This window comes from Photobacterium rosenbergii, from assembly GCF_003026455.1.
GTDB classification, from domain to species: domain Bacteria; phylum Pseudomonadota; class Gammaproteobacteria; order Enterobacterales; family Vibrionaceae; genus Photobacterium; species Photobacterium rosenbergii.
The window spans coordinates 116,304-131,762 of record NZ_PYMB01000009.1 but is presented as its reverse complement, the minus strand read 5'-3'; the positions used below and the strand labels follow the sequence as shown (position 1 = coordinate 131,762).

At 51.6% G+C, this 15,459-nt stretch carries 16 protein-coding genes; 6 read left to right on the top strand and 10 right to left on the bottom strand.

The features are described from left to right. Positions 1–79: 79 nt before the first annotated feature. Positions 80–1,018, top strand: coding sequence for a 2-dehydro-3-deoxygluconokinase (kdgK, locus tag C9J01_RS17920; RefSeq protein WP_107299511.1), 939 nt, complete (start codon positions 80–82; stop codon positions 1,016–1,018). Between the two features lie 10 nt (positions 1,019–1,028). Then, positions 1,029–1,652: a bifunctional 4-hydroxy-2-oxoglutarate aldolase/2-dehydro-3-deoxy-phosphogluconate aldolase gene (locus tag C9J01_RS17915; RefSeq protein ID WP_107299510.1), complete on the top strand. Its 624-nt coding sequence runs from the start codon at positions 1,029–1,031 to the stop codon at positions 1,650–1,652. A 72-nt stretch (positions 1,653–1,724) separates the two neighbouring features. Here C9J01_RS17915 and C9J01_RS17910 read toward each other — a convergent pair whose 3' ends face one another. Continuing rightward, the gene (locus C9J01_RS17910; protein ID WP_107299509.1) at positions 1,725–2,357 is read right to left on the bottom strand and encodes a sugar O-acetyltransferase; all 633 of its coding nucleotides are present in this window, start codon (positions 2,355–2,357) and stop codon (positions 1,725–1,727) included. 288 nt (positions 2,358–2,645) lie between these two features. Between C9J01_RS17910 and C9J01_RS17905 the strand changes: the two genes are divergently transcribed. Beyond that, positions 2,646–3,440, top strand: coding sequence for a substrate-binding periplasmic protein (locus C9J01_RS17905; protein ID WP_158264559.1), 795 nt, complete (start codon positions 2,646–2,648; stop codon positions 3,438–3,440). A gap of 123 nt (positions 3,441–3,563) precedes the next feature. Here the strand turns inward: C9J01_RS17905 and C9J01_RS17900 are convergent, their stop codons facing one another. The 9 genes from C9J01_RS17900 to hpaH form a co-directional block, all read right to left on the bottom strand. Continuing rightward, complete coding sequence (locus C9J01_RS17900; RefSeq protein WP_107299541.1) at positions 3,564–5,027, bottom strand: NAD-dependent succinate-semialdehyde dehydrogenase; 1,464 nt, start codon at positions 5,025–5,027, stop codon at positions 3,564–3,566. Between the two features lie 11 nt (positions 5,028–5,038). Next, the gene (gene hpaD / locus C9J01_RS17895; protein WP_107299507.1) at positions 5,039–5,896 is read right to left on the bottom strand and encodes a 3,4-dihydroxyphenylacetate 2,3-dioxygenase; all 858 of its coding nucleotides are present in this window, start codon (positions 5,894–5,896) and stop codon (positions 5,039–5,041) included. A 95-nt stretch (positions 5,897–5,991) separates the two neighbouring features. Then, entirely contained in the window at positions 5,992–6,954 is a 963-nt protein-coding gene (locus C9J01_RS17890) for an AEC family transporter (protein ID WP_107299506.1), read from the bottom strand. Between the two features lie 2 nt (positions 6,955–6,956). Beyond that, positions 6,957–7,349: a 5-carboxymethyl-2-hydroxymuconate Delta-isomerase gene (locus tag C9J01_RS17885; protein WP_107299505.1), complete on the bottom strand. Its 393-nt coding sequence runs from the start codon at positions 7,347–7,349 to the stop codon at positions 6,957–6,959. A gap of 68 nt (positions 7,350–7,417) precedes the next feature. After that, the gene (gene hpaE, locus C9J01_RS17880; RefSeq protein ID WP_107299504.1) at positions 7,418–8,938 is read right to left on the bottom strand and encodes a 5-carboxymethyl-2-hydroxymuconate semialdehyde dehydrogenase; all 1,521 of its coding nucleotides are present in this window, start codon (positions 8,936–8,938) and stop codon (positions 7,418–7,420) included. 41 nt (positions 8,939–8,979) lie between these two features. Next, positions 8,980–9,753, bottom strand: coding sequence for a fumarylacetoacetate hydrolase family protein (locus tag C9J01_RS17875; protein WP_107299503.1), 774 nt, complete (start codon positions 9,751–9,753; stop codon positions 8,980–8,982). Further along, the gene (locus C9J01_RS17870; protein ID WP_107299502.1) at positions 9,750–10,400 is read right to left on the bottom strand and encodes a fumarylacetoacetate hydrolase family protein; all 651 of its coding nucleotides are present in this window, start codon (positions 10,398–10,400) and stop codon (positions 9,750–9,752) included. Before C9J01_RS17870 ends, C9J01_RS17875 begins: the two co-directional genes overlap by 4 nt. A 25-nt stretch (positions 10,401–10,425) precedes the next feature. Next, positions 10,426–11,247, bottom strand: a complete 822-nt coding sequence (gene hpaI, locus C9J01_RS17865) for a 4-hydroxy-2-oxoheptanedioate aldolase (RefSeq protein WP_107299501.1) — start codon at positions 11,245–11,247, stop codon at positions 10,426–10,428. Positions 11,248–11,257: 10 nt separating this feature from the next. Then, a complete protein-coding gene (gene hpaH / locus C9J01_RS17860) occupies positions 11,258–12,061 on the bottom strand; it encodes a 2-oxo-hept-4-ene-1,7-dioate hydratase (RefSeq protein WP_107299500.1) in 804 nt (267 codons plus the stop codon). Between the two features lie 470 nt (positions 12,062–12,531). On the opposite strand from hpaH, the gene C9J01_RS17855 reads away from it, so the two are divergent. The 3 genes from C9J01_RS17855 to C9J01_RS17845 are packed head-to-tail and all read left to right on the top strand — an operon-like array spanning position 12,532 to position 15,390. Next, entirely contained in the window at positions 12,532–13,557 is a 1,026-nt protein-coding gene (locus C9J01_RS17855) for a TRAP transporter substrate-binding protein (protein ID WP_107299499.1), read from the top strand. 3 nt (positions 13,558–13,560) lie between these two features. Further along, on the top strand, positions 13,561–14,088 hold the full coding sequence (locus tag C9J01_RS17850; RefSeq protein ID WP_107299498.1) for a TRAP transporter small permease: 528 nt from the start codon (positions 13,561–13,563) through the stop codon (positions 14,086–14,088). After that, complete coding sequence (locus C9J01_RS17845; RefSeq protein WP_107299497.1) at positions 14,089–15,390, top strand: TRAP transporter large permease; 1,302 nt, start codon at positions 14,089–14,091, stop codon at positions 15,388–15,390. Positions 15,391–15,459: the final 69 nt, after the last annotated feature.

Below are 15,459 nucleotides of genomic sequence, written 5' to 3'. Positions count from 1 at the left end.
AAACATAATTTCATTTTTATTGACTTATTAAGCCTTCTTGTTGAAAATACCCTCAATGACCAATCTTGAGGGTATTTTTATGGCTTTAAATCGTGTTGCTGTGATCGGTGAATGTATGGTCGAACTGCAGCGTAAAGGCGAGCTTATCAAACAGAGCTTTGGTGGCGATACGCTAAATACTGCACTTTACCTTTCCCGCTTGACCCACCAGCATGGCGTCGAGACGAGCTACATCACCGGGCTTGGTACCGACAGCTTCAGCCGCGATATGCTTGCCCAGTGGCAGCAAGAGCACATCAATACCGAATTGGTCTTCCAGTCAGAAGAAAAGAACCCCGGCCTTTACCTGATCGAAACTGACGATACCGGTGAGCGCACCTTCCATTACTGGCGCAATGATTCTGCTGCCCGTTACTGGCTGGAAAATATCGATACCAATGCCTTGGTTGAGAAACTTACCGGTTTCGAAATGCTTTATCTGAGCGGTATTAGCCTGGCCATTTTGCCTGAGACAGCCCTCGAGCGACTGTTTGAAGTACTGAAAGCCTGCAAAGCCCAAGGCAGCAAGATTGTTTTCGACAATAACTACCGCCCTCGCCTATGGCAAAGCGCCGATATCGCCGCCAAGCACTACCAAACCATGCTTTCCCTGACCGATATCGCCCTGCTGACCTTCGATGATGAAATCATGCTTTACGGCGAGCACTCTGTTGAAGATTGTATCGTCCGTACCCAACAGTGCGGCGTTGGTGAAATCGTAATCAAGCGCGGCGCGGAAGACTGCCTTGTCGTAACAAGCGACAACTGCCAATCTGTTGCCGCCACCAAAGTCGACAATGTGGTTGATACCACAGCAGCTGGCGACTCTTTTAGTGCCGGTTACCTGGCAACACGCCTCACCGGCGGCAATACCGAACAAGCGGCAAAGAATGCCCACTTATTAGCTGGCACCGTGATCCAACATCAGGGCGCCATTATTCCAGCCACAGCAATGCCTGTGTTATTCAATTCGAATTAAGGAAGACATCATGACTACGCTAAACGCTCGTATGGCCGAGCTGAAAGTTATCCCTGTAATTGCTATCAAAGACGCAGACAAAGCCGTGAAACTGGCAGAAGTATTGTCTGAGAACGGCCTACCTTGCGCCGAGGTAACTTTCCGTACAGAAGCGGCAGCGCAAGCTATCCGCAACATGCGTGATGCTTTTCCTGACATGCTAATTGGTGCTGGTACGGTACTAAATGCCGAGCAAGTTGACCAAGCTATCGATGCCGGCGTTGATTTCATCGTAAGCCCGGGCTTCAACCCAACGACTGTGAAATACTGCCAGCAGCGCGAAATGCCTATCATCCCAGGTGTTAACAACCCAAGCATGGTTGAGCAGGCAATGGAACTGGGTCTTGATACCCTGAAGTTCTTCCCAGCTGAGCCTTCAGGCGGTGTGAACATGCTAAAAGCAATGACTGCAGTTTACCCTGTTAGCTTCATGCCAACTGGCGGTGTAAGCCCGGCTAACGTTAAAGACTACTTGGCAGTGAAATCTGTTTTCGCCTGTGGCGGTACGTGGATGGTTCCAGGCAACCTTATCGATGAAGAGCGTTGGGACGAACTAGCCGTACTAGTAAAAGAAGTGGCGAACGTTGTTGCTTAATAGGCTAAAGGCTAATTTGTTTTGAAGAAAAAGCAGTGGTTACTCCACTGCTTTTTTATTGTCATCGGTATTTTACGGCTCGATCATAGCGCTAACTTCGGCGCTAAACTGCAGGTCTTTGTAGTAACACTGCTTGTCTCGCTCGCCGATTTCCCGCATCACTTTACAAGGGTTGCCAACCGCAACCACGTTGGCTGGAATATCTTTGGTCACCACGCTGCCTGCGCCAATCACGCTGTTGTCACCAATGGTCACACCCGGCAACACCACCGAATTTGCCCCAATCCATACATTATTGCCAATCGTCACCGGCATGTTGAATTGCCCTACTTTCTTTCTCAAAGAAGGCTCAATGGGGTGCCCTGCAGTAGCGATAGTAACGTTCGGCGCAAGCATGACATAGTCGCCAATACGTATAGTGGTGTCGTCAACCAGGGTAAGGTTGAAGTTGGCGTACACTTGCTTGCCAATGTAAGTGTGATTGCCCCAGTTAGCCCGTAACGGCGGCTCGAAATAGCAATTTTCGCCCATCTCAGCAAAGAAGTTCTGCAAAATTTCTTCGCGCTTTTGGGCCTCTGACGGGCGCGTTTGGTTATAGTCGAACAGCAACTCAAGACACTGGGTCTGCTCATCAACCAACGCTTGTTCATGCGAAAAATAGACTTCGCCGTTATGCATTTTTTTCTGGATTTCTTCTAGTGACATGTTGGGCTCTCAAAGCGGGCTCGAAAATACACACTCTCTATTTATCAATAGCAGTGCTGCTCGCTGGAGTTTGCCATTTTTGTTCATTGCTTCAATTACATTGGTCACACATATGAATAATCCTCGACAAAACACCCAGCCGATCCCATGACGAAATATCGCTAAATGGCAGAACCAAAGACAAAGCTGTTCGAAAATGCGACGAAAGCGCGCTCCTGCCAGCAGTTTTCTACTTTACTGTTAAACTTAAAAGACTCTTTGTATTGTTGTTTCCTGAGGTTTTTCACAATGAAAAATGCCAAGTTAAAGCCTCGCTATCTGATCCCCTTGAGGCTGGCCATATACAGTTCAGCCTTATTGGCTGTTGTCCATCTCCATGCCGAACAGGGAAAACTCACCGTCGCTATATCGACAGATATGCCACCTTATGTGATGGATAGCGGCAGTGAAGGCCTTGAAGTGGATATTGTCAGGCAGGCATTGGCTGAGTACGAACTGGAGTTTGTCCAGATGCCGCTTAGCGATGTTCAAAATGCGGTCCAAGATAAAAAAGCCGATGTCGCGATTGGCGTCTTGGTAGATGGCGGTGAGATTTTCTATTCTGACCACCTTATTACTTTCGTCAACTTCGCCATCAGCAAGAAAAGCGATGATTTGGCGATTGATGCTATCGAAGACCTCAAAAACTATCCGGTACTGGCTTGGCAAAACGCCTACCTTGAATTGGGTGACGACTTCAAAGCCCTTTTCTCACCGGGATCTGAATACCGCTCTAACTACCATGAGTTCGGCGATCAAGCCCAACAGGTTGCCCAGTTCTGGAAAGACGACAAGCAAGTGATAGTTATCGATCGCAGCATTTTCGAATTCTTCAGCAAGGCAATGAAACAGTCAATCGACAGTGTCGAATACCATAGCCTTTTCCCACCGGTGACGGAATTCAAAGCCAGCTTCAAAGACAAGGCGGTCAAAGATGCATTCAACAAAAAGCTCAAGGAAATGTGCCAAAGCGGCGATTACGTCAAACTGCTAGAGATGTATGACGTCAAACTGGAACGAACGGTATGTGAAAAAATCAACTAGGTAGGTTTGGCATTTACCCAATAAAAAACACCACGGACAACAACCTGTTAGTGGTGTTTTTTTATCTGCGATTTGCTCAAAGTAAGATCAGCTCACCGTCTTCCAGCACTATGTAGTACATCGTTAATCCAGCCCCCCCATAAACAGGTACTTCATTTCCAGGTAGTCTTCCATACCATGGCGGGAGCCTTCGCGGCCAAGGCCGGACTCTTTAACGCCGCCGAAAGGCGCCGCTGCAGTGGAAATCAAACCTTCGTTGATTCCGACCATACCGCTTTCCAGCGTGTCGCCTACCCGCCAAGCGCGGCCCAACGAACGGGTATAGAGGTAGGCGGCCAAGCCTGAATCGGTATTGTTGGCGCGCTCGACTACTTCCTGTTCCGAGTTAAAGCGGAACAAAGGTGCCAATGGGCCAAAGGTTTCTTCGCCCGCCACCAACATCTCGTCGGTCACATCCACCATAACATGCGGTTGGACAAACAAGCCTTTTTGCTCAGCGAGGTTACCGCACAGTACCTTCGCCCCTTTGGCAAGGGCATCATCAATATGGCTTCGCACTTTCTCGACCGCACCGCTATTGATCATAGGGCCGATTTCAACCCCGTCGACAAAACCGTCGCCAACATTGAGGTTGGCAACCCGAGCGGCAAGTTTTTCGGCAAACTCATCGTAAACCGCATCATGGACAAAGATCCGGTTGGCACAGACGCAGGTTTGGCCGGCATTGCGGAACTTGGCAATCATGGCGCCATCGACTGCCGCATCGATATCGGCATCGTCAAATACAATAAACGGCGCATTGCCGCCAAGCTCCAGTCCCATTTTCTTGATAGTGGCAGCCGACTGGTTCATCAGGATCTTGCCGACATTGGTCGAACCGGTAAAAGAGACTTTGCGTACCTTCTTGTGTGCGGTCAGCACGCCACCGATAGCTATCGCATCACCAGTGATCACATTGAGCAACCCGGCAGGTAATCCGGCCTGTCCTGCCAATTCGGCCAACGCCAACGCGGTGAACGGGGTTTCCGGTGCCGGTTTCAATATCACCGCACAGCCCGCAGCGAAGGCCGGGGCACATTTGCGGGTGATCATTGCAGCCGGGAAGTTCCAAGGGGTTATGGCCGCAACCACACCGATCGGCTCTTTGGTCACAACGATTTTGCCATCGGCTTTGTGGCTCGGGATCACCTCGCCATAGGCTCGCTTGGCTTCTTCGCTGTACCACAGCACAAAGCTGGCAGCATAGGCGATCTCTCCCTTGGCTTCGGCAAACGGCTTGCCTTGCTCGGTGGTCAGGATCCTCGCCAAGTCCTCGGTGTTTTCAACAATCAAATCATACCAACGACGTAGCACCACCGAGCGGTGATCGGCTGTGGTCTGCTTCCACTGCTCGAATGCCTGCTGGGCGATGTCGACGCATTGCGTGGCCTCTTTCTCTCCCATGTAGGGTACATGGCCGATCACATCCTGAGTTGATGGGTTGGTAATCTCCGTAGTCTGGCCATCTAGCGCATCAGACCATTCACCACCAATATAGCCTTGTTGTTTGAACAGTGCCGGGCTGTTCAATTCCGCCTGCAATTCCATCTGCGTCCCCATTATTCCGTTACCTCGAACAATACGTTTACCTGCCCGGTACCGGAGCTTGGGAAGTACTCGGTCACAATCTCTGCTTTGCCCTCGTACTTATCCCAGCCCAATGCGCCAAACAGCATCGCGGTGTCATGCATACCGCCTTCGCCAGAGCACAGCGCCGCATAGTCCGGTAACATGTCCAAGAAGGTTTTGTAGTCCCGGCTCTGCCATAGATCCAACACCCGCAGGTCGACCTGACGGTTAAACTCTTTGGAAATAGTGAAAGTGCCATTGTTGGCGGCATAGTCATCGTTATCCCAAATACGGTGGGACAGCGAACCCGAAGCCAGCAGCATCACACGGCTGTCACTCTCCTCAATCGCTTCGCGGATCGCCTCACCGAGGATACGGGATGACTCAATGCTGTGAACCGAACACCACGCTGCGACTGATACCACTTTGAAGTGGCTGTCTTCGTTCATATAGCGCATCGGTACCAAGGTGCCATATTCGAGATCCAGCGACTCAACCTGATGGGAAAGGGTAAAGACCCCTTTATCGGTCGCTTTGTCCGCAATACGGTTACCCAATTCGGCATTTCCGTAATATTGATACTCTAGATTCTGGATAAAATGCGGGAATTCGTGGCTGGTGTAATTACCGGTGAATTGCTGGTTGGCATTAATGTGGTATCCGGCATTGACCAACCAGTGGGTATCGAGCACGACAATGGTATCGACGTCCAGATCTTTGGCGAGCTGGGCAATCTGCTTGTGCCCATCAATAGCTGCCTTGCGACAGCCGTGCAGCTTACCCGGCTGCTCGGACATAATCATGGTCGGTACGTGAGTAATTTTTGCTGCAACACAGAGTTTGCCCATAATAGATTCCTTTTCTCAATCACATCCTGTCGGTAGCGGACGTCAGTTTCAGTTATTGGTCATGCCCTTGGCGGGCTAATAATCAAAAATTCAAATCAAAACAGTATCAGTGCCAGAGTGGTAAACGCGCTTACCGTTAACATGCCAAACAAGGTGGTCGGCAGCAGCACCGCAGAACACAATCCCCCCATCTGGTAGCGCTGACCAATCACGGCATACACACCGAACATCGGCACACTGGCCAGAATCACCCCTACCGCACTCATCATCGGGTCAAGCTGGAAGACCACCAGCAACATGACCAAAATCGACAACGGGTGGATCAGCAGCTTGGCAAACATCACGGTGCCGATTTCCCGCTTCATACCCGACACACTCACACCGACCAAGCCACCACCAATAGTAAACAGTGCCACTCCGGTGACTGTGCTGGCCAACATATCTATAATGCGTTCAGCCGCCTGTGGTGGGTGTAGTGACATCGCCGAGCACATAAGCCCCAATACAATCGACAACACAATTGGGTTCTTTGCCAGGTTGAGCGCGGTTTCTTTCATTTTGCCCTTGATGTTGGCCCCGCTGTCGTTATCCGCCATGTCGGCCAAACCAAGCAGCAAAGGCAGCATGATCAGGTTCTCGACAATCAAAGTGAGGGAAAATGGGATCAACGCAGGGGTATCAAACAAGAAAAAAATGATCGGAAAGCCAATCAGCAAGCTATTGGAGAAGCTGCCCCCTAACCCCAGCACCACACTCTCGACTGGTGTCCTGCGAAGTATCCAGATGGCATAGGTAAAGACCAAACCAAACGCCACCAAAGATCCTAGGGTATAGGCCAAAATGTAGTCGGTATGCCACACTTCCCCTAACGATTTGGTACTCAGGGCGCTGAAGATGGCAGCCGGCAAACCGAAATTGAACACAAAGGCCGCCAGCGCCTTGTGCCCGTTCTGCGGCAAGATCCCACGGCGGAACGCAAGATAACCCAACCCTATCATCAGGAACACCGGCATGATGGTGGAAAAAACATATTGGAAGTGCGCCCAAGCCTGCCCCATGGCTACTGTCCTTGTTTCGCCAGTTTCTGGTGAATATTGTTCTTACGGTAATTGAGCACCGGATGAAGCTCGGTCATCTCAAAACCGACACTCAGGTAGCGTTTTTCAAAGGTCGGGGCCAGATATTGGCTAAACACGTCGAACACCCGATCGGCTGCTGCCTTCAAGGTGTCCATATCCCGCCCGACACCAACCTTGGCGGTCAAATGAATAAAGCTATTTTCCGGATCTTCGTCGGCGATCAACACATGATCGCAACGGATTGCCCGGGTACGGATCCCACCTTTGGGGAACACGCCAGTCTCAATCGCCTCGCGATGGATCACTCGCATCAAGGCTGGAATATCAACGTCTTGCTCCAGATTCGCTGAATATTCCATGATGAAATGAGGCATTATCCTTCTCCTATTGCAAAGGGTCCCGGCACCTAGCCAGGCCGGGGTTCCCTAATCACACAATCTATCTATTTGCCTAAAGAAGGCACGTTATGGGTGTCGTGGGCAATACAGATATTTTTGGTTTCCATGTAGAAATCGAAGCTCCAGTCACCGCCATCACGGCCAACGCCGGACATCTTCACCCCACCAAACGGCGACGGCAGGTTGCGGTTGTTTTCCGAGTTCACCCAGATCATCCCTGCTTCCACATGGGTTGCCATACGCATTGCCCGGCCGGTATCGCGGGTCCAGATATAGCCTGACAGGCCGTAATCGGTATCGTTGGCAATTTGTAGCGCCTGCTGTTCTGTATCGAATTCGATAGCCGTCAGCACCGGGCCAAAGATCTCTTCCTTGGCCACACGCATGGTGTTGTCCGCCTCGGTAAACAAAGTCGGCGTTAAGTAGTTACCGTTACCCATTTCTGGCAGCGCGCGGCCACCGACCGCGATGGTTGCCCCATCCTGCTCGGCAAAGTCCATGTAGCTCAGTACTTTGTTGTAGTGAGACTGGTGAACCAAGGGGCCGACTTCGGTTTGTGGATCCAGCGGGTGGCCAACTTGCAGGTTCTCGACGCGTTGCTTGAGGGCTTCGATGAATTTGGGCTTGATGCCTGATTGGATCAACAAGCGGCTGGAGCTGGTACAGCGCTGGCCGTTGAGGCTGTAAATCATAAAGACCACTGCATCCAAGGCGCGGTCGAAGTCGGCATCATCAAACACAATCACCGGGTTCTTGCCGCCTAATTCGAAGTGAACACGCTTAAGCGTCGGTGCGCCCTGAGCCTGAATCATCGAACCTGTGACTGTCTCGCCGACAAACGCCACAGCCTTGATAGCCTTGTGCTCGGTCAGTGCCTTGCCCGCGACCTCACCGAAGCCATTGACCATGTTCCAGACCCCGGCAGGCAAACCTGCCTCTTCGGCACACTCAGCCAAAATAGCTGCAGTTAACGGACTGAATTCCGCTGGTTTGTGAACCACGGTACAGCCTGCTGCCAGCGCAGGGGCAATCTTCCAGGTCGACAGCATGAATGGGGTATTCCACGGCGTGATCACGCCAACCGGGCCAATCGGCGTGCGGATGGTGTAGTTGGTGTGATTATCTTGGTGCAATGACAGGCCATTTTTAGCTTCAGGCGATTTGTCGGCAAAGAAACGAAAGTTAGCCGCGCCACGCACCGCCGCCTGGCGCATAAAGCGCAGCGGCTGACCGCAGTCCATGGATTCCACCAAGGCAATTTCCTCGGCGCGCTCTTCGATTTTGTCTGCCAGCCTGTGCAAGATCTTACGGCGCTCAGCCCCTGAGATTGCCGCCCATTCAGTGAAGGCTCGCTCGGCAGCCAAACACGCTTGGTTGACGTCTTCGGCTGAGCCTTTGACCACTTTGCCCAACGAGGTATTGTCGGTCGGCGTCAGGTTATCGAAGGTTTCCCCCTCCGAGCCCAGTGTCCACTCACCATTGATGTAATGGCCCAGGGTTTGGTTCTGGAATCGGGCCAAATAACTGTTGGCCTTGTTGATGTTGGTATCGAGTTGCTGAGTCATAATTTTTTTCCCTAAATCTTGTTATTGGCATGGCCAACAGGCTAGTCAGTCAGTTCACCGTAGAAGGCCTTCTCTGAAAGCACCGGGTTTTCCAGCGTGCCGATCCCCTCAATCGAGCAGCTCACCACATCACCCGGCTGGATATCCTTCAACCCTTTCGGTGTGCCGGTGGCAATCAGATCCCCTTCGTTGAGCGTCATGAAGCTGCTGAGGTACTCAATCAAAAACGGAATATCGAAAATCATATCGGCGGTCGTTCCCTGCTGGGTCAACTCGCCATTCACCCGGGTTTCCAGTGCCAGATTGCTCACATCGGCGATATCGCCTGTATCGACAATCCAAGGACCGATAGGGCACAGGGAGTCACGGCTCTTCACCCTTAGGTTCGGGCGGTAGTAGTTCTCGAGGTAATCACGGATCGCGTAGTCATTGCAGATGGTATAGCCAGCAACATAGTCCAGCGCCTCATCGCGTTTGATGTTCTTGCCGCTTTTGCCAATGACGGCCACCAGCTCACACTCGTAGTGCATAAACTCGATATTATCCGGGCGGTAGGAAGGCTGCAGGTGGCCGGTCAGGGTGTTGCCGCCCTTTAGGAATACCAGCGGCTCTTTCGGCGGCTCGAACGCCAGCTCCGATGCATGGTCGGCGTAGTTCAAGCCAAGGGCAAAAATCGTCCCTGGATTCTCCACTGGGCATAACCATTTTACTGCTTGGGATGGCAGTACCTCGCCACTTGCAGTCACCAGATCGCCTTCAAAATTGACGATGACTTCCAACACTTTTCCTTTGTATTCCACTCTGGCGCGCTTCATGCGTACTGGCCTCCCACTGTGTTTTGTAAACGGATTGACTGACCTAAAGAGGACGACACCTTGTCATAGGGCTGCAATACAATACGTTCTCCAGCAAACCCGACAGCGATAATATCGCCGGCTTCTAGTGTCATGATGTGGGAAATTCGCTCCAGCAGTGCCGGGACATCCCAGTAAAGGCGAGAAAGTGGTAACTGCTGTGCTGGTTGGCCATTGACCGTCGTCTTGACCACCAGATCAGAGAGTTCGCCGACATCAGAAAGCGTGACGGGAGATGACAAGGTCGCCGAGCCATCCAGGCACTTGCCCTTGATATCCGGACGGTAATAGCTGGTTTCCGGTAAAGAGAAGTCATGCAGCAAGGCAACCCCTTCGACATACTCCAGTGCCTGCTGCTCAGTCACCCGGCAGCAAGTCTTGCCGATTATGACCGCTAAGCTAGCACCGACCACAAACTCGTCGCTATTCGCAGGCCACGCCACCGCTTCCGATTCATTGTTCCAGGTATTCCTTGGCTTGAAATACAGCACTGGTTGTGTCGGTGGCGCCTTGTAAGGCGGCTCACTAAACTGCTCGGCCATCACTTGGCGTTGCTCGCTATCGTTGAGCGCAACACACACCACTTTGCCTTTAAACATCTTTTCCATATCTTCCTTTTCAACCCCGCGATTCTTAGTACACGTTGGCAACGGCAGCCACTTGGGTGCCAGTGTCGCTGTCCTTATCTTTCAATGTTTTGACTAGCCCTTCTGCGCCCTGACGCAGTAACAGAGTGTCTACCCCAGCACCGATGAACTTCACCCCTTGTTCGACATACCCTTTCGCCTGCGTCGGGTTCAGTGACAAAATCCCTACCGCTTTGCCGGCACGGTTGATCACCTCAATGGCATGGTCGATAGCCGCCACCACATCAGGATGTCCCGGGTTGCCGATATGCCCCATCGAGCCGCTGAGATCCGACGGTCCGATAAAAATGCCATCAATCCCTTCCACTGCCGCAATGGCCTCGATATTTTCAATCGCTTCAACCGTTTCCACCTGCACCAGCAGACAAATTTCTTCATTGGCCTGATGCAAATAGTTGGGGATACGGTTCCACTGCGAAGCCCTTGCCAGCGCACTGCCGATGCCACGCTGCCCCATTGGCGGATAATAGACAGACTGCACCACCTGCTGGGCCTGCTCTGCGGTGTTGACCATAGGCACTAACAGGGACTGGGCACCGATATCCAATAAGCGTTTTAACAGTGTCGGGTTGCCATCTTCGGCCCGTACAATGGCCGACGTCGGATGCGGCGCCAGCGCCTGAAGGTGGTATTTGATACCTGTAAGGTCGAACGACGCATGCTCACCATCGATCAAGACCCAATCGAAACCACTGCCGCCGCAAATTTCTGCACAGCTGGTATCAGGTAGGCCGAGCCAAAGCCCCCATAGCGGTGCGTCTTGCTTGAGAGCATGCTTGAATACGTTAGTAGAGAGTTGATTACTCATTAGCTTACCCCTAAACAAACTTGACCGAGATGCCGCCGAGCGGACCGAAGTCAGCATGGATACTGTCACCGGCTTTCACCGCCACCGGACGGGTAAAGGAGCCCGCCAAGATCACCTGTCCCGGCTCTAGCGAGACACCGTGTGGCGCAAAACGCTTGCACACCCAGCAAATGCCATTGGCAGGATGGCCCAACACACCGGCGGCGAGGCCGGTTTCTTCGATTTGGCCATTGAGGTAAAGCATGGCGCCAGCCCAGCGCAGGTCGAGCTCGGTCGGTTTGATAGGACGGCCGCCTAGGATGATCCCGGCGTTGGCAGCATTATCAGCGATAGTGTCGTACACCTTACGGGTGTAGCCAGATTGCGGGTCGGTACGGTGGCAACGGGCTGCAATCAACTCAAGTGCCGGTACCACATAGTCTGTGGCATTGAGCACATCAAAAATGGTGATGTTGTCGCCTTCGAGCTTGTCCTTGAGAATAAAGGCCAGCTCTACCTCTATACGCGGGTCGAGAAAGTCATCTGCGGGAATTTGGGCACCGTCGGGAAAGAACATGTCATCAAGCAACACGCCGTAATCTGGCTGGTCAATATTGACCGCCATCTGCATCGCCCGTGATGTCAGGCCAATTTTGTAACCTTTTACTTCAGCCCCTTCACGGATTTTCCGCTCCACCCAACGGCTCTGGATACGGTAGGCGTCATCCATGCTCATCTCTGGGTAGTCTAGGGTCAATGCCGGGATCTGCTCCCGTCCTTTCTCTGCTTTATATAATCGCTCTGCCGCTACATGAATTTGATCTTCCGTTAACATTTCGCATTCCTTTTTTCTGGCTGACTGATTGCCAACGCCCCTCGTCTACGGTCATGCTGTCAGGGAAAGCATTTAGCAACTAATTAACATGTTAAATACATTAGTTAATATGTTAACTAATGTCCAGGCATTCGTAAAAAGAAGGATAAAATCAAATAAAACAAAAAGATAAATGCAAACAGGGATATTTTTACATTTGTCATGCAAATCACGTTACATCCAGATTGCTAGCAAGATCACATTAAAGGGAGGTATTTACAGAGTGGTCATTAATCAAACAGGTAGGAAAATAATCTCGGGAGTGATTTTATTTTCGAATCATTGATCCAGTTAACAAAGCAATAGGAAATCAACACATTTTATTAACAACCCCTTTGCTTTCTCACGAATTAGTTAATATGTTAACTAAAGTCCAATAACGACTCACCCAGTGAGCACTACTCATCATCCATAACTAAAGGAATCCTGTTATGCGTGTAACCAAAATTGCCTCCATGACTACCGCTGCACTAATGATGTTTTCCACTTACGCCGTGCAAGCTGCCCCTGAAAAAACAATCAAGATCAGCACTTGGGGTTCACCAAACCACGGTATCAACAAAGTTGTCTGGCCTACGTGGGGGGAATGGGTTGAAGAGGCCACTGAAGGCCGAGTAACAGTAAAGGTGGAATATGACCTTGCCCCACCGCAAACCCAAATTGATGTCGTTACCGATGGCATCGGTGAAGTGACTTGGATTTACCATGGTCATAAGGCAGGTCGATTCAAACTTACCCAGCTGCCTGAAATTCCTACTTTTTCTGACTATGCTAGCTCTGAGCTAATTTCACAGGCTTATTGGCGCACCTATGATACCTACCTGAAGAAAGGCCGCGAGCACCGCGGTGTTGAAGTACTGGCACTGAGCGTCAATGGTCCGGGCCAACTAATCACCAAAGGACCAGTGGGGTCCCTTGACGATATCAAAGGCAAGAAGTTGCGTGTCGGTGGTGGTGTGATCTCGGATATCGCCAAAGACATGAAGGTCACACCGGTGTTCACCCCAACCACCAAAGTGTATGAGTCTATTTCCCAAGGCGTTGTCGACGGCACCTACCTGCCTTATGAGTCCCTTGCTTCTTTCCGCCTGGCCGAAGTCGCTGACAACACCACCGTCTACCCTGGCGGGATCTTCCGCGGCAGTTTTGCCATCGTGATGAACCGCGACACCCTATCAGGCTTATCTAAAGCTGATCAGGAAGCCATCCGCAACGTCTCGGGTGAAAAATTATCTCGCCTGTTCGGCAAAATGTGGGATGACATGGACAACGTCGGTTACGAAGCCGGTATTGCCAATGGCCACACCTTCACGCCAGCCACCCCAGAGATGATTGCCGACCTGAAGAAATCCACCGAGCCATTGGTCAACAAATGGTACAAATCGGCCAAACAACGCAAGATAGACGGCGAAGCGGCCTACAACTACTTCTATAAAGAGCTTGAACAAGGACTGTAAGCTATGAGTTGCTCAAGACTTTCTCAGGTGATTCGGCGAGGGTTGGAGGCCCTTGCTGCTCTCAGCCTGATGCTAATGATGGTGATCACCTTTGTTGATGTCGTCGGGCGCTTCTTCTTCAGCAGCCCGCTGATCGGCTCCACCGAGATGATCGAGGTATTACTGGCGGTAATGGTATTCATGGCCTTTCCATTGGTGTCATGGCAGGAAGAAAATATCTGTGTCGACTTGCTCGATAACGTCTTCCCCAAGCGCTGGGTAGGATTGCGCCAAGTAGTGATCAACCTGATCTGCTCTTGTTCGCTGATTTTGGTTGCCATGATGAACTGGAAACTGGCTGGCCGCTCTATGGAGTATGAAGAAGTCACGGAAATTCTTGAGCTGCCCCTTGGCTATGTCACCTACCTGATTTCCATTACCGGCTTTGTCGGTGGGTTGCTAACTTTCTTCAATGCCCTCGTCTACGGCAAGACGCTGTTCTCGTCGTCATCCACCGCCCAGCCACTGAACACCGAGAGCAAGGGGGTTTAAATGATTGAATCAATTATTGGCTTTACGGTTCTGATTGCCCTTGTATTCCTTCGCTTGCCACTGGCTTTTGCCATGGGTGTGGTCGGTTTCCTCGGCTTTTGGTACATCAACGACTACAACTGGAACGCGGCAATGTCGATGGCGGCCCGCCGCATCATCGATACCGGTCAGGACTACAGCCTGTCAGTGATCCCGCTGTTTATCCTGATGGGTAACTTAGTGACTCGGGCGGGGCTCTCCAACGAACTCTACCGAGCCTGTAATGCCTTTGTCGGTCACCGTAAAGGTGGGCTGTCGATGTCAACTATCTTGGCTTGCGGTGGTTTCTCGGCAATCTGTGGCTCTAGCCTCGCCACCTCGGCAACCATGTCGAAAGTCGCCATGCCGCCAATGCGCAAATTCGGTTACTCCGACGGCCTTGCTGCAGCCTCCATTGCGGCCGGCGGTACCTTAGGGATCTTGATCCCACCAAGCGTAATGCTAGTGATTTACGGCCTGCTCACGGAAAGCAGTATCCGTGAATTATTCGCTGCCGGCTTTATTCCAGGACTTATCGGTATCGTCCTATACCTGATGGCCGTGCAATGGGTAGTGTTCCGCAACCCAGAGAGTGCCCCTCCGGGTGAGCGTGTTAGCTGGAAAGATCGCTTTATCGCCCTTAAGGGGATCATGTCGACCATTTCCTTGTTTGTACTGGTGATGGGCGGGATCTATATCGGTGCCTTTACCCCAACCGAAGCGGCCGGGATCGGTGCGACAGGGGCCTTTGCCTTGGCTGCCTACCGCCGCCAACTCAACTATGCCATCTTGCGCGACATTCTGGTTGATACCGCCAAGACGTCGGCATCACTGTTTGCGGTAGTGATCAGCGCCCTGATCTTGTCCAATTTCATCAACCGGGCCGGATTGCCAACCGCACTGATTGAGATGATCCAGGCTGTAAACGTCTCCCCGATGATGGCGCTGGGCCTGATCATATTAATCTACATCATTCTTGGCTGCGTATTCGAAAGTATGTCGATGATGCTGCTGACTGTGCCGATCTTCTTCCCGGTAGTCGTTGAACTTGGCTTCGATCCTATCTGGTTCGGCATTGTGGTTGTCGTTGTGACGGAAATCAGCTTGATCACCCCACCGGTCGGACTCAACGTATTTGTGTTGTCCGGTATTATAAAAGACATCAATACCGCCACCATCTTCAAAGGGGTCTTCCCCTTCTGGGTGGCAGACATGGTACGACTGGCGCTTATTGTATTGATGCCAGCAATCGTACTGTTTTTACCGAGCATCTTGTACGCCTAGCGGGTGCATTCACGGCGGGCTCGTTGCCTAGCAGCAAGCCCGCACTTTTTACATAACTTGGCGATATCC

Excerpts from the sequence above, each read along its gene's own strand:
- kdgK (WP_107299511.1), top strand. The coding sequence starts at position 80 with ATGGCTTTAAATCGTGTTGCTGTGATCGGTGAATGTATGGTCGAACTG.
- C9J01_RS17915 (WP_107299510.1), top strand. The coding sequence starts at position 1,029 with ATGACTACGCTAAACGCTCGTATGGCCGAGCTGAAAGTTATCCCTGTA.
- C9J01_RS17910 (WP_107299509.1), bottom strand. The coding sequence starts at position 2,357 with ATGTCACTAGAAGAAATCCAGAAAAAAATGCATAACGGCGAAGTCTAT.
- C9J01_RS17905 (WP_158264559.1), top strand. The coding sequence starts at position 2,646 with ATGAAAAATGCCAAGTTAAAGCCTCGCTATCTGATCCCCTTGAGGCTG.
- C9J01_RS17900 (WP_107299541.1), bottom strand. The coding sequence starts at position 5,027 with ATGGAATTGCAGGCGGAATTGAACAGCCCGGCACTGTTCAAACAACAA.
- hpaD (WP_107299507.1), bottom strand. The coding sequence starts at position 5,896 with ATGGGCAAACTCTGTGTTGCAGCAAAAATTACTCACGTACCGACCATG.
- C9J01_RS17890 (WP_107299506.1), bottom strand. The coding sequence starts at position 6,954 with ATGGGGCAGGCTTGGGCGCACTTCCAATATGTTTTTTCCACCATCATG.
- C9J01_RS17885 (WP_107299505.1), bottom strand. The coding sequence starts at position 7,349 with ATGCCTCATTTCATCATGGAATATTCAGCGAATCTGGAGCAAGACGTT.
- hpaE (WP_107299504.1), bottom strand. The coding sequence starts at position 8,938 with ATGACTCAGCAACTCGATACCAACATCAACAAGGCCAACAGTTATTTG.
- C9J01_RS17875 (WP_107299503.1), bottom strand. The coding sequence starts at position 9,753 with ATGAAGCGCGCCAGAGTGGAATACAAAGGAAAAGTGTTGGAAGTCATC.
- C9J01_RS17870 (WP_107299502.1), bottom strand. The coding sequence starts at position 10,400 with ATGGAAAAGATGTTTAAAGGCAAAGTGGTGTGTGTTGCGCTCAACGAT.
- hpaI (WP_107299501.1), bottom strand. The coding sequence starts at position 11,247 with ATGAGTAATCAACTCTCTACTAACGTATTCAAGCATGCTCTCAAGCAA.
- hpaH (WP_107299500.1), bottom strand. The coding sequence starts at position 12,061 with ATGTTAACGGAAGATCAAATTCATGTAGCGGCAGAGCGATTATATAAA.
- C9J01_RS17855 (WP_107299499.1), top strand. The coding sequence starts at position 12,532 with ATGCGTGTAACCAAAATTGCCTCCATGACTACCGCTGCACTAATGATG.
- C9J01_RS17850 (WP_107299498.1), top strand. The coding sequence starts at position 13,561 with ATGAGTTGCTCAAGACTTTCTCAGGTGATTCGGCGAGGGTTGGAGGCC.
- C9J01_RS17845 (WP_107299497.1), top strand. The coding sequence starts at position 14,089 with ATGATTGAATCAATTATTGGCTTTACGGTTCTGATTGCCCTTGTATTC.